Origin of the sequence: Cereibacter azotoformans (assembly GCF_021391315.1) — a bacterium.
In the GTDB taxonomy this organism is placed as follows: domain Bacteria; phylum Pseudomonadota; class Alphaproteobacteria; order Rhodobacterales; family Rhodobacteraceae; genus Cereibacter_A; species Cereibacter_A azotoformans.
Genome location: NZ_CP090021.1, coordinates 1,594,425 through 1,614,331, shown reverse-complemented (window position 1 = coordinate 1,614,331; position 19,907 = coordinate 1,594,425). Strand labels below are relative to the sequence as shown.

Below are 19,907 nucleotides of genomic sequence, written 5' to 3'. Positions count from 1 at the left end.
GAGTGCAGTCGCTTCGAATTGTACAACTCGATCACACAACACCCACGGGACGGAGGAGCGGACGCTTCTCTATCCCTGGCATCCATGGGCAGGCTGTCGGGTCTATGTTCACGAGGCCGTCGAGAAGGCGGGCGAGGCGAGATTTCGCTGCAGTCTGACGGGTGTTGCCTCCGCTCGCGCTCTTGAGGTTCCGGCCTGGATGTTCGACCGGGCAGCCAGTCACCACTGGGTGCTGAAGACGGCCCCGATCGCATCGATCGGGGCTTTGGCGAGCTTGGCAGCTCTGCTGAACGATACGGCGGACGCGGGCGGCGGGCCATCTGGATCGCGGGATTCGGGCGCAGGATCGACCTCCTTGAATGCGATTCCGGGAGATGCCCATGCCGCGCCGAACGATACCGCAGCAACTCGACCTCTTCGATCCGCCCTGCGCCGCCGGATCGCTTCCATTGCCGGACTGGAGGAGCCTGCCCGACGAGACGCAGGCGACGCTGACCGGGCTGATGGTCCGCCTGATCCTCGACCATGCCGACGGCGCGGACGGGCAGCGGAAGGAGGCGGGACATGATGCATGAGAAGATCGGGCCGCATCACCTGGAGCGCAAGGCCATCCTCTATGTGCGGCAGTCCTCGGCCCATCAGGTTCTGCACAACCGCGAGAGCAGCACCCTGCAATATGCGATGCGCGACCGGCTGGTGGCGTTCGGCTGGAGTTCCATCGAGACCATCGACGAGGATCTCGGCCGCTCGGCCGCGGGCGGTGTCGCGCGGGCCGGCTTCGACCGGATGGTGGCCGAGGTCTGCTTGGGCAAGGTCGGTGCGGTCGCGGCGCGCGAGGTGTCGCGCTTCGCCCGCAACAGCCGCGACTGGCAGCAGCTGATCGAGATGTGCCGCGTGGTCGACACCGTGCTCGTCGACCAGGAGACGGTCTATGCTCCGCGCCAGGGCAACGACCGCCTGCTTCTCGGCCTGAAGGGCAGCCTCAACGAGTACGAACTCGATCTGCTGCGACAGCGCTCGCTCTCGGCGCGGTACGAGAAGGCCCGCCGCGGCGAGCTGATCGTCGCCGCCCCGGTCGGCTTCGTGAAGGCCGGCGACCGGCTGGAGAAGGATCCCGATCGTCGCGTGCAGGAGGCCATCAGCCTCGTCTTCGACAAAGTGGCGGAACTCGGCAGCGCCCGGCAGGCTCTGCTCTGGTTTCTCGAACATAGTCTGGAGTTGCCGGCCAGGCGCGCCAACGGCGACGTCTTCTGGCGCAGGCCGACCTACGCCTCCATCCACCGGATGATAGCTAACCCGGCCTACGGCGGCGCCTACGCCTATGGCAAAACCCGCGTGGCGCCGAGGCACGGTGCCGCCATCGCGCGCTCCGGCAGCCGCCGCAAGCCGCGCGGCGACTGGCTTGCGCTGAAGCCCGGTGCGCATGAAGGTTATGTCGGTTGGGAGCGGGCAGAGGCGATCCGCACGATGGTCAGCGACAACATCCCCGCAAGCCGTCACCATGGCGCGCCCAAGCACGGCGATGCCCTCCTCGCGGGCCTGTTGCGCTGCCGGCGCTGCGGTCGCAAGCTGACGATCCGCTACACCGGAGCCAGGCACGACATCCCGCGCTATTCCTGCTGGCGCGGGCTGCTCGACAACGGCGAGCCACGCTGCATCGCCTTCGGCGGCCTGCGAGTCGACGATGCCATCGAGGAAGCCCTGCTGCAGGTAGTCGAACCCGGCGCCATCGCTGCCGCCGCCGAGGCAGAGGCGCAGGCTGCCGACCGATGCGACCAGGTTCGCGAAGCTCTTCTGCGCGATCTCGAAGCGGCCCGCTATCATGCCGATCGGGCGTTCCGGCAGTACGATGCCGCCGATCCAGCGAACCGGCTGGTGGCGGCGGAACTGGAGACGCGCTGGAACCGCGCCCTGAAGCAGGCGGCCGACGTCGAGGCCAGAATCGCGATGCATGATGACACAGCGCCCGGACCTTCCTCGCTGGCGGTGCTCGACGCCACCAGGCTGGCCGGGAACCTTCGAGCGATATGGGCCGCCCCCACAACGGATGCACGGCTGAAGAAGCGTATCGTCCGTGCCGTCATTCATGAAGTGGTTGCCGACGTTGATAACGGCGCGTCCGAGATCGTCCTGCTGATCCATTGGATCGGCGGCGCGCACACGGAGCTTCGATTGCCGAAGCGGCGGCGGGGACAGCGCAACAGCACCGCCCCCGAGATCATCGTCGCGGTGCGCCACCTAGCGCTCATCGCCTCCGATGATCTGATTGCCAGCATCCTCAATCGAAACGGTCTGCTGACCGGCCATGGCAATCGCTGGACGCGTGAGCGCGTCACCGCATTGCGCTCGCATCACAGGATCCCGGTGTTCCGCCTGGCCCCTGACGGCATCGAGCCGTGGCTCAACCTGACCGACGCAGCGCGCTTGCTCGGTGTATCGCCGAAGACCCTGAGGATTGCGGCCGAAGCCGGAGTGGTAGAGGGGAACCACCCCCTGTCCGACGGCCCGTGGCTCTTCCGGCGGTCCGAACTCGCCACACCACAGGCACAGCAAGTCGCGGAGCAAGCCAAGCGGAAGGCAAAACACCCCGCAGGACCGCATCATGACCAGAAAAACCTATTCCCCTCAACGACATAGAGAGATGGGTGTTATGCAACAGCGTTGTAATGCTGGCGCCAGGACCCGATCACGATCCGGGCTTCGGCGAGGCTGTAGAAGATCTCTCCGTTCAAGAGCTCGTCTCGGAGCTTCGAGTTGAAGCTCTCGCAGTAGCCGTTCTCCCAGGGGCTGCCGGGCTCGATGAAGGCGCGTCGGGCGCCGACCGCGGCGATCCAGGTTCTGACCGCAGTCGCGATGAACTCCGGCCCGTTGTCGGACCGTATGTGGCCGGGCACACCGCGGAGGATGGCCGCGGCCAGCGCCACCTCACTCGCCATCGGCCTCGAACCGATGGCGCCGCGATGGCTCGTTCTTCGAACGCCAGGGCATGTTGTTCGGCGGCAGCATCTTCGTAAGAACCGCCGCCTTTCGTTCCGGTGAGTAAGCCAAACCCCTCGTCCTGTCCCGCCCGCCTCAGGATACACTTCCAGATCCAGAACCGGTCACAACTACCCTGACGGAGGGGGGTCCGGCTTTCGACGAAGTCGTAAGACCAGACGTGGTTGGGGCGCTCGGGCCGCAGGCGGATGCACGATCCGTCGTTGAGCCACAGGCGCCCCTTCTTCGGCTGCTTTTGCGGGACCTTCAGCCCTTCGCGCCGCCAGATCCGCTCGACCCGCTTCACGTTCACCTCCAGCCCGCTTCGCGAAGCAGGGCCGTGATCCGGCGATAGCCGTAGCGGCCGTACTGGCTGGCCAGCGCGACGATGTCGGCCGTCAGCGCCTCTTCGTCGGGCCGGCCCTGTGGCACCTTCCGCTGCGTCGAGCGATGCTGCCCCAGCACGCGGCAGGCGACCCGTTCGGACACGCCGAGCTTCTGGCGGACGTGATCGATGCAGGCCCGCCGGCGGGCGGGTGATGAGCGACAACCAAGTTGGCCGAAACCGTCAGGCAAGTTGGCCGCTGGGTTCAGCCGGAGGACGGGCGTAGCCCGTCCCGGAGGCTGAACCCAGCGGCTGGCCCTCGTTTCGGGGGAGAAGGGTAGGTGCTGGCCGCTGCGGGCCGGTAGGGTCGAGGTCTCTGCTACCAAACGGAGATCCGACCGTGCCGGGCAAACCCGTCACCGACCAGCAAGTGAGAGTCTACATGACCGACCGTCTCCAGCACAGCCAGCGTGTCGCCGCCGCCCGCGCCGGCTTCAGCGAACGCACCGCCCGCCGCATCGATGCCGATCCGCGCCTTCCATCGCAACGTCCGGCCCCCCGGGGCCGCACCGTGCCCGACCCGCTCGAGGCGGTGTGGGAACCGGTGCTGCTGCCGATCCTCGCGCGTGATCCAGCCGTTCAGGCCGTCACCCTGTTGCGGCACCTTCAGACGAGCGATCCGGAGGCCTTCCCCGACGACCGCGTGCGCCGGACGCTCGAGCGGCGCGTCCGCGACTGGCGTGCCCTGAACGGACCCGAGCGCGACGTGATCTTCCGCCAGACGCCGGAACCCGGCCGGATGGCGCTGTCGGACTTCACCGATGCGAACGAACTCTGCGTGACGATCGCGGGGCAGCCGCTTGAGCAGCGCCTCTACCACTTCGTCCTGGCCTACAGCGGCTGGGAACATGCCGCCGTGGTGCTGGGCGGCGAGAGCTTCCCGGCGCTGGCCGAGAACCTCCAGAACGCGCTCTGGACCCTTGGCGGAGTGCCTGGCGAGCATCGCACCGACAGCCTGTCCGCAGCTTATCGGAACCTCGATGCCGAGGCCGCGGCGGACGTCACCAAGCGCTATGACGCCTTCTGCGCCCACTACGGCATGCTCGCCAGCCGCAACAATCCGGGCGAGGCGCACGAGAATGGATCTGTCGAGGCCCACAACAACCACCTGAAGGTCGCCCTTGATCAGGCCCTGATCCTGCGCGGCTCCCGCGACTTCGCCGATCTCGCCAGCTGGCGCCGCTTCGTCGATGAACTGGTTGCTCGACGCAACCGCCGGCGCGAGTCCGCGGTGCGCATTGAGATGGCGGCGCTCAGGCCGCTGCCGGCCCGGCGCACCACCGACTTCACCGAGGTGGTCGCGCGGGTCACGAAGACCGGGGGCTTCCTGGTCCACCAGGTCTTCTACTCGGCGCCCTCCCAACTGATCGGCAAGCGGTCGAACCGGAGGTTCGCCTCCGGCGAAACGGGTCCATGTCTACGACGACCGGATCGAGGCCTTTCTCGGAGCGACCCCTGTCGTCACGCACCCCCGCCGTCGCGGCCGCGATGACGGCACCCGCGTCCACTGCGTCAACTATCGCCATGTCATCCACGCCCTGCGCCGCAAGCCGCAGGCGCTGGCCGGTTCCGTTTACCGCGACGGCCTGTTCCCGCGATCGGAATACGCCGAGGCCTGGGTCGCGTTGTCCGCCGCCTTGCCGCGTCGCGACGCCTGCCGTCGCATGGTCGATCTGCTGTGGCTCGCCCATGAGGAGGGCTGTGAGGCTGAACTGGCCGCGCTGATTGCCCAGACCCTCGGTCATGGCGAATTGCCCGAAGCCCATGCGCTAAGGAGTAAGCTGGAGCCGCGCCGGCGCGAGCTGCCCGACGACACGCCCGTCAACCTCACCGATCTCGCCCGCTTCGACGAACTGCTGGAGGCGCGCGCATGACCGCCGCTGCCCCGCGCCCCGTCGATGTGCATGCGTTGCCCGCCATGCTCACGGCTCTCCGCCTGCCCAGCATCCAGCGCCACTGGACGATGCTCGCAGACCGCGCCGACGCCGAGGGCTGGCCCGCGTCGCGCTTCCTCGCAGCTTTGGCCGAGGTCGAGCTCGCCGATCGCGATGCCCGCCGCATCCAGCGCCATCTGCAGCAGTCCGAACTCCCCGGCGGCAAGACGCTGGCAACGCTCGACTTCAAGGCACTGCCCGGCGTGACCCGGGCCCGCATCGAGGCGCTGGCCGCCGGGGATTGGGTTGAGACCGGCGCCAATCTCATCGCCATCGGCAACTCGGGCGCCGGCAAGAGCCACGTTCTCTGTGCCATCGGCCATGCTCTCGTCGAGGCCGGCAAGCGCGTCCTCTACACCCCCACCACCGACATCGTGCAGAGGCTGCAGGCCGCCCGCCGCGATCTGGTCCTCGAGGCCGCACTCGCGAAGCTCGACAAGTTCGACCTGATCATTCTCGACGACATCACCTACGCCCAGAAGGACCAGGCCGAGAGCTCGGTGCTCTTCGAGCTCATCGCCCGGCGCTACGAGACGCGAAGCCTCGCCATCGCCGCCAACCAGCCGTTCAGCGCCTGGAACCGCGTCTTCCCCGATCAGGCCATGACCGTCGCCGCCATCGACCGGCTGGTTCACCACGCCACCATCCTCGAGATGAACGGCGAGAGCTTCCGCCGCCGCGCCGCCGCACGACGCCGATCCTCCGAGCCTGTCGCTGCGCCGACAGCCTCCAGCGACAACATCGGCGTCGAAGCCACCGACAACATCAACGACAAGCTTAGGGAGATCAGCGCCGAGTAACACCAACGACCGCAGCGGTCAAAACCGGCCATCCTGGTTGTCGGTCACGGCCAAGAAGGTTGACGCTCTACAGGCGGGGCTCAATAGTTTCGCTGACGCGGACCTTCGGTTCCCGAGGCGGCCTCCTTCAGGATCAGCTTCTCGAGTGTCAGATCCGAAACAGCCTTCCGCAGCCGCTCGTTCTCCTTCTCCAGCTCCAGCCGCTTCACCTGATCAGTCTTCAGGCCGCCAAACTCCTTGCGCCAGCGGTAGTAGGTGAACTGGGTTACGCCGATCGACCGAACCGCCTCGGCCACCGAGCGGCCTTGCGACACCAACACGTCGACCTGCCGAAGCTTGGCGACGATCTCCTCCGGTCTATGCTTCTTCTGTCCCATTCCTGCGTCCTCCATCGGGCCCGAAAGCCTACCTCAGGGAGGACCACTTTTCTGGGGGCAGACCAGCCTTTGTGGCTACACCAGCCCAAGTCAGGAGGCAGCCTTTAGGAGCCCGCCCCGAGCCACCCTAACTCACCGTGTGCGGCACCGTGTGGCGGCACCGTGTGTGGGCAAGACTCTCCTGCCCGCCGTAAGTATCTGATTTGCTAGTACTACCTCGCGTGAGGTGGCGGAGCGAGAGGGATTCGAACCCTCGAGACGGTTCCCCGCCTACACACTTTCCAGGCGTGCGCCTTCGACCACTCGGCCACCGCTCCATCTGATTCTTCTTAGCTCGGCTGTTCTGCAAGGGCAAGTTGAACTGATACGTTGGATGCCCCAACCCGACAGCATCACGCATGCCATGATGTTGCATGGCAACAGCGAAGAGCGCTTACGTGACGAAAAAGACCAGCATGCTCGCTTTCGACTTGGCGAAGGGCGGCTTTTGGATCTGTACGCCTTGGCTGATCAACCCAGCGGAATCTGATGTGGCTGCCCGCTTGCCCGTGTTCATCGAGCAGGTCTACAATTCGAAGCGACTGCACTCCGCCCTCGGCTACCGAACCTCCGAGGAATTCGAAACACTATTCGCCCGCAAGGCAGCTTAGTTTGAACAGCCCCCGTGGTCCAGCCCGCGGGGTTCACTCCAAGGTCATTTCACAATTCGAGGTCTTCGCGGCGGGCGAGCTTGGCCGCCGCCGGACCTGGTTAGACGCGGAGAAGATCCGCATCGTCGAAGAGAGCTATCTCGGTCACCGGCAGGGCTCGGTGGTCGCACGCCGGCACGGGATCTCGCGCGCGCTGCTGACGCAATGGCGGCGCGCCTGGCACAAGGGGCTGCTGGACGGCGGACGCCCGGTTTTCACGCCGGTGGAGATCGGCCCAGATCTTCGTGACCGACAGCGGGAGGCACCGGCCATGCAAGGAGCGGATGCCCACGCGCGGATCGAAATCACGCTGGCGAACGGCCGACGCCCCGCCGTGTCGGCAGACATCGAGGCGGTGGCGCTGACGCGCCTCGTGCAGGTGCTCGAACGCGCATGATCGCCTTTCCAGCGGGAACGCGGGTCTGGATCGCAGGCGGGGTTGGGTAATCCTCCCGGTTTTAGCGGGATCCGGCCGTAGAATTCACGCGGCCATCTTCAGCTTCATGGCAGGTGTGACCCCGCCGATGCCCATGTTGGGGCGTTCGTTGTTGTAGTTCCAGAGCCATTCGGTGGCGATCTGCTGCACTTCCTCGATGGTTTCAAAGATGTAGAGGTCCAGCCATTCATGCCGGACCGTCCGGTTGTAGCGCTCGACGTAAGCGTTCTGCTGCGGCTTGCCGGGCTGGATGTAGGTCAGGGCGATGCCCTGCTTCGAAGCCCAGGTCATCAGCGTGGAACTGACGTATTCCGGGCCGTTGTCCACCCTGATCGCCAAGGGCTTGCCGCGCCACTCGATGATCTGGTTCAGCGACCGGACGACCCGCTCGGCGGGCAGCGAGAAGTCGACCTCGATACCCAGACCTTCGCGGTTGAAGTCGTCCAGCACGTTCAACAGCCGGAACTGCCGCCCATCCGCCAGCCGATCGGCCATGAAATCCATCGACCAGACCAGGTTCGGCGCCTCGGGCACGGCCAGTTCCTCGGGCTTCTCCCGCTTCAGCCGTCGCCGCGGCTTGATGCGCAGGTTCAGTTCCAGTTCGCAGTAGATCCGATGGACCCGCTTGTGGTTCCAGACGTGCCCTTTGACGTTCCGCAGGTGCAGGAAACACAGCCCGAACCCCCAGGTCTTGTGGACATTGGTCAGCCCGACCAGCAGGTCTGCGATCATCTCGTTCTCTTCGTCGCGCTTCGGGCTGTAGCGGAAACAGGTCTCGCTGACGCCAAACGCCCGGCAGGCCAGCGCGATGCTCACACCCTTCGTCGCCACCGCCTTCTCGGCCAGCTCGCGGCGCTGAGCTGGCCGCGTCACTTTTTTCCAAGGGCCTCGCGAAGCAGGTCGGCCTGCATACTCAGGTCGGCGAACATGCGCTTCAGCCGCCGGTTCTCGTCCTCGAGGGCCTTCATCTGGCTCATCATGGACGCGTCCATGCCGCCATACTTCGCCCGCCACTTGTAGAACGTCGCAGTGCTGATCCCATGCTCGCGGCACAGTTCGGCCACGGCCAAACCGCCCTCCGCCTGACGCAGCACGCCCATGATCTGGGCTTCGGTGAAACGGCTCTTCTTCATCGGAATCTCCTCGTCCATCCTGCCGAGAAAATTCTACTTCCGCATCCCTCTAACCTTGGGGAGGATTACCCAACAACGCCCATGCGACGGGCCGAAATTGCACGGTTCTGGGCCCAATTCTATGAAATCCTGCAGGCCATGGCGACTGAAACCTCGGGTTCTCCCTGCCAGTCAACCACTTCGAGGTTGTTCAGGCAGGGCCATCGCATTTGGATCAGGTCTCGGGCAACTGCTTGAGAAGGCTGAGAAGGAATTCGTCATCCCACCCCGCCCGCTTCAGCTTGATCGACAGCGAACTCTTGGACCCGTCTCGCCGGGCCACGTCCAGCGCGCGGCGTCGAAGGACGGCGATGTTGTCCGGCCCGTTATCCTTGCGGTTGCGCGCGGCGTCCTCGCGGAACGACACGTCCAGTTGCCAGTGCAGCGCGTTCTCGATGGCCCAGTGGGCGCGCACGGTGGCCAGCAGGACCTCGGGCGTGGGCAGCCACGAGAGGGCGAACCAGCGGGTATCGGACTGGATCTTGCCCTCGCTCTCGCGGGTGGCCTCGATCCGGCCGAACGCCTTCAGCCGAGGAAAATCATGATGCTCCGCCAATCCCTTGGCCGAGACCACCGTCGCCGTCCGCGTCTCGCGGCGGCCGTGCCCCGTCTCCTCCTGGCGGGCCACCGAATGGTCGGGCGCCAGCTTGCCGAAGCACGAGCGGGCGTCGGACAAAAGTGAGTCCTGGTTGGCCTTCAGCGAGAGGCACCAGTCGCCGCCCCGGGCGTTGATCGCTGCAACCGTGCGGCGATTGCAGTGCAGCGCATCGGCCGTCACCACCTTGCCCTTCAGCGCGATCAGTCCCAGCACCTCGAGCGCCGCCTCCAGTTCGCCGCCCTTCTCGGTCGGCACCGAGGCGAGCGTCAGGCGCAGCCGCGCGGCGTAGGCCGAGACCATCATCCGCGTCCGTCCGCCATCGCCCCGGTCGCGCGAGCCGCGCAGGACCTTTCCGTCGATGGCAATCACGTCGCCCTTGCCGAGGAGGCCCGCGATCTCGGCGAGCACCCGCCCGAAGGCCGCGTCGAGCGCCTTCGGGTCGATCACCCGAAACACGGCCGAGAATGTGTCGTGCGAGGGGATGGCGTGGCGGAGCTTCAGGAAATCCCTGAAAATACGCTCCTTTGCGCGGCCGAAGGCGGCCATCTCGGCGCAAGAGGTCGCTCCGCAGAGCACGGCTACAAAGGCCACCACGAGCAGCTCCGCAAGGTCGTGGCGGGCGTTGTCGGCGCGCGGATCAGGGATGTCGTCGAAGGCGGAGAGGAAGATCTGCATCGGGCGCGGGCCTCCGGAGCGGGTTGTCTCCGCCCGAGAATCCATATCACGCCCGAGCGCAAGCGCCTTCGATCAAGCCTCGGACAAACGCGATTCCCCTGGTTGTTCAGGCCGGACTCGTTCAGAAGAAATCTGCAATTCCGGAATCCACGTCGTCGTGTTCTATGTCTGTCAACGTCCCCAAAAGGCTGCGCTGTTGTACCACTTTTTTCGCGTCGCGGGTATCGATAACCTGATGTGCATCGACTCTGTCGGCTAACGCTGCTGCGTAAGCCCCTAAACCTGCCAAAGACTGTACAAGATCGTCCAGTTTCTGGAGGGTCTCTGCATCGCGGCCTAGCGCCCCTGCTCGCGCGATGTTGCGACCGACGGCGTCCTCGATCGCAAGGCTTACTGCCGCGAGGCGATCGAGTCGAGTTGCAAGACGCATGAGGACCTCCCGCAAGGCCATTTCGTCCTGGGCCGTCATAGCGCACCTACCACGGCCTGGATGGCTCTGCGCATCCCGTCTGTCGTGAACGGTTTCTTGATGAAATTGTTCATGCCGAGTGATTGACCTTTCTCGACGATGTCGCGACTTGCAGTCCCGCTGACCAGTATGAAGCCCATGCGCTGCGTCGTCTTGTTCTCCCGGATTCCCTTGAGGAGGCCGAGTCCGTCAAGTCCCGGCATGTTGAAGTCGGAGATTACCAGATGAACGGGATTGGCGGCCAGTTGTCGCAGGGCAGTGGCGCCGTCCTTGCAGAAATCGATTCTCTTGATGCCGATCTCCTCCAACGCCTGAATGATCAGACCCCTGCTTGTGGACATGTCGTCCACGACCATGATCCTGATACTGTCCCTGAGTGCCAAACGTAGTCTCCTATACTGTGCCGCTGGGCGATTGCGGTGCACGCAGGCGGAATGATGTCATGCCAATGGTTTCAAATTCGTGTCTGACCGAACGCGAAAGCCGCTCGGAGTGACCTATGAAGAGGTGACCGCCCGGCCTCAGTGTTGCAGCAAAACTTTTCCAGATGCGGTCTTGTGTGTCGCTGTCGAAATAGATCGCCACATTGCGGCAGAAAATCACGTCGAACGGCCCAGTCATCGGCCAGGGCCGGACGAGGTTCATAATCTTGAAAGAAACCAGCGCCCGAAGATCCGACGCCACTTGCCGTCCGCCCTCGGGATCCGGCTGGCCAAAGTGGGCCTTCAGGGTCGATTCCGGCAGGCATGCAAGGGAGGCCGCGGAGAAGTTGCCGGTCCGAGCCGTGGTGAGGACTTCGTGGTCAATATCGGTGGCGAGGATCTTGAGGTCGAGTGTCGGCGCCTCTGGACAGATGCTCAGGACCGTGATCGCGATGCTGAAAGGCTCTTCGCCGGAGGAGCAACCAGCCGACCAGAGGCGGACACGGGCGCCGCGACGGGCGGCCGCGATCAACGGAGCCAGCACACGATCCGCCAGGAGGTCGAAATGATGCTGTTCCCGGAAGAAGCGCGTCGTGTTCGTTGTCATGGCAGACACGAACAGAGCGCGCTCTTCTGCAGCTTCCGTGCACGTGAGAAGATCGACATAGGCGCCGAAGCTGGGCAGGGATAGCTCGCGCAAGCGCCTCACGAGCCGGGCATAGACCAGGGGCTCCTTCGCCCAAGGAACTGCAATCCCTGCCTCGGCATAGGCCAAGTCTGCTAAGCGCCGGAAGTCCTCGGGCGAGAGGTGCAGGTCACGTTCGACCGAAGACAGATGTCGCGGCGCGCCTGTCATGTCGCAGGTCTGGGAGAGGGACGCACGCCCGCAAGGTCCAGAAGCCGCAGCATTCGCGCGTCTATCATGATCACGCCCCGGACGAAGGCCTGCGTTGCCTCGGATGCAACCTGCGGTGTCGGCTGAACCGCGGATGGCGAAACCGTCAGGATGTCGGACACCGCATCGACCAGCAGGCCAATCAATTGATCGTCCACAACCGTGATGATGACAACATGCCGGGCGTCAGGTTCGGGGGCGCCAACCGCAAGCCGCGCTGCCAGATTGATGATCGGAACAACCAGTCCCCGGAGGTTGATCACCCCGATGACATAGGCGGGCGCATGAGGCAGAATCGTCGTCGGCGTCCAGCCGCGAATCTCCCGGACCGCCCGGATGTCGATGCAGAACTCCTGGCTTCCGATGCGGAAGGCCACAACTTCGCGAAGATCGGCTTCTGTCGCACTCGCCTGCATGTCAGAGCTCCGAGCCGGGACCATGGGGGGAGGCGCCGAGTTCAACGAGCCCCTCCGGGTCGATGATCAGGGCTATTCGCCCGTCTCCGAGGATCGTCGCCGCGGCGATGCCGGGAATGTCGCCGTAGCCGGTTTCCAACCCCTTGATGACCACCTGACGCTGATCGTGTATGGCGTCTACCACCAGAGCGCACAGTTTCTGGCGTCCGGTCTCGACCAGCAGAAGCACGCTTTTGTCGTAGGTGTGAACGGGATCGCGGTAGCCGAAGACGGCGCCGCAATCCACGATCGGGACAAAGCTGCCGCGTATCCCCACCACCTGACCTCCCGAACCGAGGCCATGCACGTCGGCCGGGCACGGCCGAAGGGTTTCGATGATCGTTGAGACGGGGATGACCATGGTCTGCCCGCTTACGTCCACCACCATCCCGTCCAGAACTGCAAGCGTAAGGGGCAGGCTGATCGAAAAGCGCGTACCGTGGCCGGGCACCGACGTGATACCGACGCGCCCGCCGAGCGACTCGATGGTGCTCCTGACCACGTCCATGCCGACGCCGCGACCGGACAGGTCAGAGAGGACCGATGCGGTCGAAAAGCCCGGCATGAAGAGAAGCTCGTCCGTCTCTTCGTCCGACAGAACCGCATTCTCGGGCACAAGGCCCTTGCTGCGAGCGATCTCCAGAACGCGCGGGCGGTTGATGCCACCGCCGTCATCCTGAACCTCGATCAGGACCCGCCCGGAACGATGAGCCGCCGAGAGCGTGATCATCCCCGTTTCAGATTTGCCAGCCGACGCCCGAAGCTCTGGCGTCTCGATCCCATGATCCACTGCGTTGCGAATCATGTGGGTCAGGGGATCGGCAAGACGCTCGATGACGGTCTTGTCCACTTCCGTGCCTTCGCCCTCGGTGACAAGCCGGACCTGCTTGCCCGCGCTTGTCGCCGCCTCCCGTGCAATGCGAGCCATTCGCTGGAACAATGGCTTGATGGCTTGCGCCCGGATTGCCATGACGCTGGCTTGTATCTCGCGCGCAAGACTGCGAAAATCGTCGAGCCGGCCGCGCATGGGCGACCGTTGAGGCACGCCTTCGTCCTGAACGCACTGCGACAGCATCGCCTGATTGATCACAAGCTCACCCACGATGTTGATGAGCCGGTCGACACGATCGAGGTCCACCCGGACGGTCGCCCTTGGTGCTGAGCCACGCCCCTCATCAGCCGGTTTCTTCAACGGCCCTGCTACCGTGGAAGCGGGTGGTTCGGGCGCATGTCCGACTTCTGTCTCCTCCAGCGTCATGTCCTCTGGAAGGGGACTCACCTCCAGGCGGCAGAGATCCTCGACGAACTCGAATATCTCGTCGATCTGATGCTCTGGTTCGTCCGTCTCAAGGATGATCTGCCAGTCGAGCCAACTCTCCTGCCAGTCCAGCGCATCAAAATCCGGCAGGCGTGAACGGTCGAGCCGCACCTCCATTCGGCCGAGATCCGACAGCACCCGCAAGAGGACGCTCGTGTCGTTACCACAGGCATACAAGGCACGGGTGGGGCTGAACGCGATGGCATAGCGTCCGCCGTTCGATCCGCTGGTCAGGTCGGACCCGCCAAGATCGAGATCAAGGCTCAGCGGAGAAAACCCGAAGTCCTCGGCATCTGAATCTCCGTTGTCCTCATCTTCCCCGGCGGCGGCGGCAAGTTCGTGCGTGAGGCACAAGAGATTCGGGCAAGCCGCGTCATTCCCGGCGCGAGCGACTTGCACAAGATCGGAAAGCTGGTCAGCCGACCGATGCAAGAGGCCCATCAGGGCCGGATCAGCGACGATCCTGCCCGCGCGAAGCGCATCAAGCGTGGTTTCGAACTGATGAGCAAATCGTACGAGCTGGTCCAACTTGAAGGCGCCGGCACCGCCCTTGATGGAGTGAACGGCCCGGAAGACAGTGTTGACCGTCTCGGCGTCCATGCCGATGCAGAGCGTGTACTCAATGCGGGCCAGGCCATCATGAAGCGCTTCCAGGAGGTCCTCGCATTCCGTGAAGAAGGTCTCGCGAATATCGGCGTGATCCATGACGCCCTCACGCAGCCGTAACACGTCGCAGTGCGGACACGAGCTTTGCCTCGTCGAACGGCTTGACGATCCAGGCCGTCGCTCCGGCCTCCCGAGCGCGGCTCTTGAGTTCGGCAGCGCTTTCCGTTGTGAGGACGATGATCGGAAGTGCGGACTGCTCGGGTTGCGCGCGTACGGCCCGAATGAACCCAAACCCATCCATTCGCGGCATATTGATGTCCGTTATGACGGCATTCGGCCTAACGGCGTCCAGCTTTTCAAGCCCGTCAACCCCGTCAATTGCGAGATGAACCTGAAAGCCCGCCCGCACCAACGCCTCCCGCAGGAGTTCGCGAATGGTTCGGGAATCATCAATGGCAAGAATAGTCAGCGGCATGACTGCCAATCTCCCGAAGCTCCTTGGGATCAACTCCCATCCGTGCAATATCATCGGTGAACGCCGGGGACATGGTTAAGCAGTCGAACCGAAACCCCCGGCTCCGCCACTGTGCTGCCGCCGACAAGAGCACCTGCAACGCGAGCCCCCCGACAAAGGTGACACCGCCTGCGTTGAGCGTCGTATCGCCGGGCGGCATGCCGAGGAGCGCAGCGTAAAGATGACGCGCTCCCTGATGATTGAGGCGTTCCGGAAGATCGAAGTGGTTGTTCATCGCATTTCCTTCCCGAATGCTGCTGGATCCGAGTTTGCGTCGCAATCAAAGTAAATTAGCTCGCCGGCACCGCGTTGAAGACGGACGCGAGGACTCTCCGGTGGCAATTGCTCGATATCTGTCAGAAACATCTGCTGCACCCGGCCTGACGTCGGATGAAACCTTATCTTGCGCGCCCTCGTCCCGCCGAGACTTCTTGCCACGCAGTTTATGCTTTCGTCCCGCAAGTACTGCTGTGCAAAAGCCGCATTGGCTGGCCCCACCGCGCCCAGTTGCAGCGTCATGCTGCCTCCTCCAAAAAGCTTCGCCTCCAGTCTGTGACGGTTTGCCCCGAGTTTGAGCAGAGAATTGATCAAGATTTCTATTGCATGGTAGCCGTAGCGAAGATTTTCGACCTTAGTGACGCCGGCATAGGGCAGAAGAAAGTGATTTATCCCTCCAACTCTCGCAATCGGATCGCACATGCATGTGCATACGCAGGAACCCAGGATTGTGGTGTAGACGATGTTTGGAGCGTCGGATGCAACATATGCTCCTTGCATTACATGAATTGTCTGCACGGCCACATCATCTCTCGATGTCTCCCGATCAAACATTCGCCGATCCTATTTTGTGACGAGTTCACGCCGCTCGGCTGAAACGGCTCATGCCGATCTAGAAATCTTCCCAGCCATTCTTCGCATCCATGGATCGCGCTAGCGCACCCGCTGCGCGGGGGGGCGGGCGGCGCGTTAGTGCCCCTGTCTGCACACTTGTTGTGTTTGATGTTTCAGTCGTGAACCGGCGCATGGCATCGAGGAGCAATACGGCACTGTGCGTCAGCGACTCGCTCGCTGCAGTCGCCTCCTCAAGCCGGGCCGCGTTTTGTTGTGTTGATTGGTCAAGATTGTTCACAGCCGAGTTTATCTCGGCCAGCGAGGCCGATTGGCGTCTGGAAGAAACGGCTATATCGGATACAAGATCTGATATTTCCGATACTGATGACACGATCTCTTGGAGAGCTTGTCCCGTTTTTCCGACGAGATCGACGCCCCGCTTCACTTGGCTGCCGCTCTTGAGAATGAGGTCAGTGATCTCGCGGGCAGCTTCGGAGGAACGCTGTGCGAGAGCCCGCACCTCTGAAGCGACCACGGCGAAACCGCGTCCAGCATCTCCCGCTCTTGCAGCTTCGACGCCGGCATTCAGAGCGAGAAGGTTCGTCTGGAAAGCGATGTCATCAATCACCTTGACGATGGACGTGATCTTGTCAGACGAGGTGGCAATGGCATCCATCGCAGCGACTGTCTCTATGACAACATGCCCACTCTGCTCCGCGTTGGCTTTTGCGTCAGAGACAACACGATCAGCTTCCGCGGCACCTTCCGCCGCGGCACGTACGGAAAGGGTCAGGCTGTCCAGCGCGGCGGCTGTCTGTTCCAGTGTCGCTGCCGTGCTTTCGGTCCGTTGCGCCAACGACTGGGCGGCCGAACTGATGTCGTGAGCCTCGTCTCGAATACTCTCTGCAGAGGAGACTGCATCATCAATCAAGGACGCCAACCCACCTATGGCTCCGTTCAGATAGGGGCGCAGCCTGTCGAGGGGCACTGGCAGGGGCTCCTTGAACCGGCAGGAAAGGTTCCCTTCCGCAAGCTGCGAAAATACCAATTGCAGGAACTCCACCAGGTTCGATAGATCAATTGGTCTGGCCTCTTTCACGAGGGTGATTGAATCTGCAAAAACAAGAAGACCGCCGTCCGGGATGCTGATCATGTTTAGAGTTATGTCCTTTGTGTCTCCATCGGTCATATCCTGTTCAAACTTGTGTCTCGTGGATTTCTCAAGATGCACCCGCTCGATCAAGTGCGAAGCGGTCACAGAGTCCCCGACAAGCGAGGCAATGCTTGAGGTCGATGACCCGAATAGCTGCTTGAAATCTGTGCTGGCATTTACGAGCATGTCATTGTCATCATACTCAGCACATGTCATGCTGGTTTTTATGGCTTTCAGGAGGTATTCGAGATGGGCGGAGCGGCTTTGATCGATAAGCACGACGATCTTGTAACCTGTGTCTGCAACCGATCTGAAGTGTGCAGCGGTAGGTCGACCTGAAATGTGCAGGAGAGTCGATTTGGATTTCTCACTGGCCGTAAGCTCCAGTAGCCTGGCATCAACAACAGAGAGCGTCTGGCCGACTAACGTTTCTGCGTCGCGCTCAGCCAGCTGACTGGCTGCGGCATTACATGCCGAAATTGTGTTTTCCTGGTCTGCAAGAAGCCATGGAACATCCAAGGCCTCAAACGCGGAAGCGTGAAGTTGCAAGGAAGCCATTCGCTCCCGGGTATTCTGGATGCTCGCTGAGAGCGCGAGGAGGTGCTCCCCTTGAAGGGGATGCTCTTGACCGAGGCGGCGGAGCATGGCCGGATCGTTTCCACTGGCGCAGGCCTGCTTCAGGAGATTTTCAAGAGCGACGTGCCTGGCCCTGAGCCGCTGCCAGACGAAAGTGAGGGTCCCGGTAAAGATAACGAGACTGCAGAGAAGAATGATAAGCGATGGATAAAAATCCCGCCAGTCTACGGAGGGAGGGAGAGAAAGGGCGATCACGCCGATTGGCGAGCCGTCGCCATCGCGTTGCGCCGGTATCGCAACGACTGATCCGTCAGTGATCATGCGCTGACTGGCCATCGCTTCTGTGGCAAGATCGTGCAAGACATCAGGTATCTCGCTCGACGAATGAACTATCGGGCGGCCTTCTGAATCCATGGCAATCCCGATCAGCCCCGGTTTGGCGATTGCATTGGCAGTGGTTTCGAACAGCATTGTCAGGCGACGCCCGTCGCGGAAGGCCAGGGCCGCTCGTCCTTCGTTGGCAACTACCTGGGCGATGGTTTCTGCATTTCGAGCAGAAAGGAGGGACACTTGCTTGTCGGCAAGGTGGAATGCGATAGCTCCTCCCATAGCCAGCGGCAACACCGCCCCCAGAAGCAGGACGACACTGGGGCTCATACGTTCGCGGTGGAGCATGTCAGTCGATTTCATGTTGGTGTCCTGTCAGTCTCAGCCCCAAGGCTGGCGCCTGTGCCTGCGCGTGTCTCCTTCACGAACCTATGGGGCGGGTCTTTCCGAATGATGAAGTTCAGCGGGACTAGAGCAGAAAATCGGACAGGTCGGCGGCGGCAGGACCCGACGACTTTCCCGGCTCTTCCTCTGCGACGGCAAGACCAAGGTCCCTGAGAAGCGTGTCATGGACCAGGCGTTCGGCAGCCATGGTGTAGGTCGACCGAATTCTCGCCAGCGCCTCGCTCTGCATTTCGTCCGGCGGACAGTTGGGGAAGAAGCGGGACCATCGATCGAGCGCAGGCACCATGCTATGCAGTTCGGCAAACGAGGCGAAATGGCCATCCAAGGCGCCGATTCCCGCCGCTATGTCACGTTCGGCGAGGCGACGCTCGCGATCGACGGCAGCTCCGGTTTCGGCAATTCCGGATTCGATCTTGGTCAGGAGCGAGAAGACGTTATCACCGGTCGACGTCAGTTCGTCGAGATCCTCATGAAAGCGCCCTTCGAGTTCCGCGGCGGTGGCGACAGCATCGGACCCCATGTCGGAGAGCCTTCGTGCCACATGACCCAGGCGCTCTGCCGATGCAGATGCAAGCTCGCGCAGCTGAAGCGAGATCTCGCGGAGTGCCAGCGCTTCCTGGCCAAGTTGGGCGCAAGCAATGACGGCATTCAGGCCGATCATGCTCATGCGTTCCTCGACGCCGGACATGCATTCCAGAAGGCGCAGAAGGCGATCCAGCCCGTCAGAAAGGTCTTGTGCAACCCGGACGAGTCGCGCCTGCGCCGCGCGGCACGCACCAAGGATGATCTGGAGCCGCTGAAGGTGGTGCTTCAGATTGTGCCGTGGCGACATGCCGACGCTGCCGCTGATACGCCCGATGTCGCTGGTGGCCTGGCCGGCGTCCCGCAGGGCGGCGCGTGCGGTGACGATTGCGGCCGCGTGACGCTCATGCGCGTCCCTAAGATGAGCCGCCGCCAGCGCGAGCGACAGACGCGCCAAACAGGGCGCGTCGGGTTGTCCGGCGGCATCCCTCAGGATGATGGCGACATGTTCCAGCCGCTGGCGTGTCGTGTCTCCGATCTGGAGCGAGAGAACCGCTGCCGTCACTGCGCGGCGGAACTCGTGGCCCTGTGTCATCAGGATGCTTCCGGCGGCGGTCGCACGCTCCAATTCCTTCTCGAAGGCGGCCATGTCCTGTCGCAGGCCCAGCAGGGCAGGACCGAGCTGGCGCCGGAGGAGATGGGAGAGGTTTGCGGCCTCGCCAGCTGCCTGCTCCAGCCTGCGGCCCATCTGCTCGACGGCTTCCGCAATCTGTTCGGTGATCTCGGCCGCTTCACTCACCTGACCCGTTGCGGCCGTGGTGAAGACCTCGAGTTCCGCCTTCTGGTCCGAGAGAGAAGCCACGGTGACGCGCGCGTTCAGTGCGACGATGGACATCGTGCGGATCAACTGGCGCATGGAGCCGAGGTCCGCGCCCAGGCTTTCGGCAGCGACAGAGAGCGAGGTGATGCGGTCCAGCAGCGGTTGGCTGATCTCGGCGAAGACGGTCGCGCGTTCCGAGAGCCATTCGGCGGCCATCGTGGCCTGAGAAAACTCGCCGGAGCCCGCCACCGCGGCAAGCCCCGACAGGGGCGCCGACAGACGATCGAAGCGTGAGATCGCCAGTTCGAGACTCGTGCCGGCCCGCAGGAACACCTGCTCGGTCGTACTCGCGAGGACCGTGACGCGGTGCGACGCCCGGTGGAGCGAACTCGCGGATGGAGCGCGGCGGATGCTGCTCGCATCGCGCTCCGTCAGGATTGGCCCCGGATTGACGGCCGACACAGGGGCGATACTGGCCGTGCCGTCTGCTGCCGAGGGCGGATCGGCCGGTTCGGGAAGCGGCTGGAGAACGGGCATTCGGTATCCTGTTCG

Annotated in this window: 17 protein-coding genes, 1 tRNA gene and 3 pseudogenes; 6 read left to right on the top strand and 15 right to left on the bottom strand. The window is 63.3% G+C overall.

Annotated features, from left to right (window positions below; all coding sequences use genetic code 11):
- The first annotated feature begins 380 nt into the window (after positions 1-380).
- Positions 381-575, top strand: a complete 195-nt coding sequence (locus LV780_RS08035; protein ID WP_146172366.1) for a hypothetical protein — start codon at positions 381-383, stop codon at positions 573-575.
- Complete coding sequence (locus tag LV780_RS08030; protein WP_108222794.1) at positions 565-2,637, top strand: recombinase family protein; 2,073 nt, start codon at positions 565-567, stop codon at positions 2,635-2,637. The genes LV780_RS08035 and LV780_RS08030 overlap by 11 nt, the downstream gene beginning before the upstream one ends.
- An 11-nt stretch (positions 2,638-2,648) precedes the next feature.
- On the opposite strand, the pseudogene LV780_RS22080 reads toward LV780_RS08030, so the two are convergent.
- A pseudogene (locus LV780_RS22080) lies at positions 2,649-3,516 on the bottom strand (integrase core domain-containing protein); the annotation flags it as partial.
- A 185-nt stretch (positions 3,517-3,701) separates the two neighbouring features.
- Here LV780_RS22080 and istA point away from each other — a divergent pair.
- Positions 3,702-5,235: pseudogene (gene istA, locus LV780_RS08015) on the top strand (IS21 family transposase).
- Complete coding sequence (gene istB, locus LV780_RS08010; protein ID WP_101339570.1) at positions 5,232-6,095, top strand: IS21-like element helper ATPase IstB; 864 nt, start codon at positions 5,232-5,234, stop codon at positions 6,093-6,095. Before istA ends, istB begins: the two are co-directional and overlap by 4 nt.
- Before the next feature lie 110 nt (positions 6,096-6,205).
- Here the strand turns inward: istB and LV780_RS08005 are convergent.
- A pseudogene (locus LV780_RS08005) lies at positions 6,206-6,472 on the bottom strand (transposase); the annotation flags it as partial.
- A gap of 227 nt (positions 6,473-6,699) precedes the next feature.
- Positions 6,700-6,789 (bottom strand) — tRNA-Ser (locus tag LV780_RS08000).
- A gap of 96 nt (positions 6,790-6,885) precedes the next feature.
- On the opposite strand from LV780_RS08000, the gene LV780_RS07995 reads away from it, so the two are divergent.
- Positions 6,886-7,122 carry a transposase gene (locus LV780_RS07995; protein ID WP_147326420.1) on the top strand — a complete coding sequence of 79 codons (237 nt, stop codon included), beginning with the start codon at positions 6,886-6,888 and terminating at the stop codon, positions 7,120-7,122.
- A 1-nt stretch (position 7,123) separates the two neighbouring features.
- A complete protein-coding gene (gene tnpA / locus LV780_RS07990) occupies positions 7,124-7,558 on the top strand; it encodes an IS66-like element accessory protein TnpA (RefSeq protein WP_117344984.1) in 435 nt (144 codons plus the stop codon).
- Between the two features lie 84 nt (positions 7,559-7,642).
- On the opposite strand, the gene LV780_RS07985 is transcribed toward tnpA, so the two are convergent.
- The 12 genes from LV780_RS07985 to LV780_RS07930 form a co-directional block, all read right to left on the bottom strand.
- A protein-coding gene (locus LV780_RS07985; RefSeq protein WP_117345046.1) for an IS3 family transposase occupies positions 7,643-8,730 on the bottom strand; the annotation gives its coding sequence in 2 pieces (ribosomal slippage) (positions 7,643-8,469 and positions 8,469-8,730; 1,089 coding nt in all).
- 214 nt (positions 8,731-8,944) lie between these two features.
- The gene (locus tag LV780_RS07980) at positions 8,945-10,042 is read right to left on the bottom strand and encodes an ISAs1 family transposase (RefSeq protein WP_117344983.1); all 1,098 of its coding nucleotides are present in this window, start codon (positions 10,040-10,042) and stop codon (positions 8,945-8,947) included.
- Between the two features lie 121 nt (positions 10,043-10,163).
- Positions 10,164-10,472 carry a hypothetical protein gene (locus LV780_RS07975; RefSeq protein WP_181318455.1) on the bottom strand — a complete coding sequence of 103 codons (309 nt, stop codon included), beginning with the start codon at positions 10,470-10,472 and terminating at the stop codon, positions 10,164-10,166.
- A 35-nt stretch (positions 10,473-10,507) separates the two neighbouring features.
- Positions 10,508-10,894 (bottom strand): response regulator, encoded by a 387-nt coding sequence (locus LV780_RS07970; RefSeq protein ID WP_011908819.1) that lies wholly within the window; start codon positions 10,892-10,894, stop codon positions 10,508-10,510.
- Between the two features lie 10 nt (positions 10,895-10,904).
- Entirely contained in the window at positions 10,905-11,789 is an 885-nt protein-coding gene (locus LV780_RS07965) for a protein-glutamate O-methyltransferase (protein WP_108220288.1), read from the bottom strand.
- Complete coding sequence (locus LV780_RS07960) at positions 11,786-12,244, bottom strand: chemotaxis protein CheW (protein WP_101341646.1); 459 nt, start codon at positions 12,242-12,244, stop codon at positions 11,786-11,788. Before LV780_RS07960 ends, LV780_RS07965 begins: the two co-directional genes overlap by 4 nt.
- 1 nt (position 12,245) lies before the next feature.
- Positions 12,246-14,306, bottom strand: a complete 2,061-nt coding sequence (locus LV780_RS07955) for a chemotaxis protein CheA (protein ID WP_108220287.1) — start codon at positions 14,304-14,306, stop codon at positions 12,246-12,248.
- A gap of 7 nt (positions 14,307-14,313) precedes the next feature.
- The gene (locus tag LV780_RS07950) at positions 14,314-14,682 is read right to left on the bottom strand and encodes a response regulator (protein ID WP_011908815.1); all 369 of its coding nucleotides are present in this window, start codon (positions 14,680-14,682) and stop codon (positions 14,314-14,316) included.
- On the bottom strand, positions 14,657-14,956 hold the full coding sequence (locus tag LV780_RS07945) for an STAS domain-containing protein (RefSeq protein ID WP_011908814.1): 300 nt from the start codon (positions 14,954-14,956) through the stop codon (positions 14,657-14,659). The genes LV780_RS07950 and LV780_RS07945 overlap by 26 nt, the downstream gene beginning before the upstream one ends.
- Complete coding sequence (locus LV780_RS07940) at positions 14,953-15,552, bottom strand: chemotaxis protein CheD (protein WP_101341648.1); 600 nt, start codon at positions 15,550-15,552, stop codon at positions 14,953-14,955. The genes LV780_RS07945 and LV780_RS07940 overlap by 4 nt, the downstream gene beginning before the upstream one ends.
- Before the next feature lie 58 nt (positions 15,553-15,610).
- Positions 15,611-17,971: a methyl-accepting chemotaxis protein gene (locus LV780_RS07935; RefSeq protein WP_233863751.1), complete on the bottom strand. Its 2,361-nt coding sequence runs from the start codon at positions 17,969-17,971 to the stop codon at positions 15,611-15,613.
- A 106-nt stretch (positions 17,972-18,077) separates the two neighbouring features.
- Positions 18,078-19,892: a chemotaxis protein gene (locus LV780_RS07930; protein WP_181318454.1), complete on the bottom strand. Its 1,815-nt coding sequence runs from the start codon at positions 19,890-19,892 to the stop codon at positions 18,078-18,080.
- Positions 19,893-19,907 lie beyond the last annotated feature (15 nt).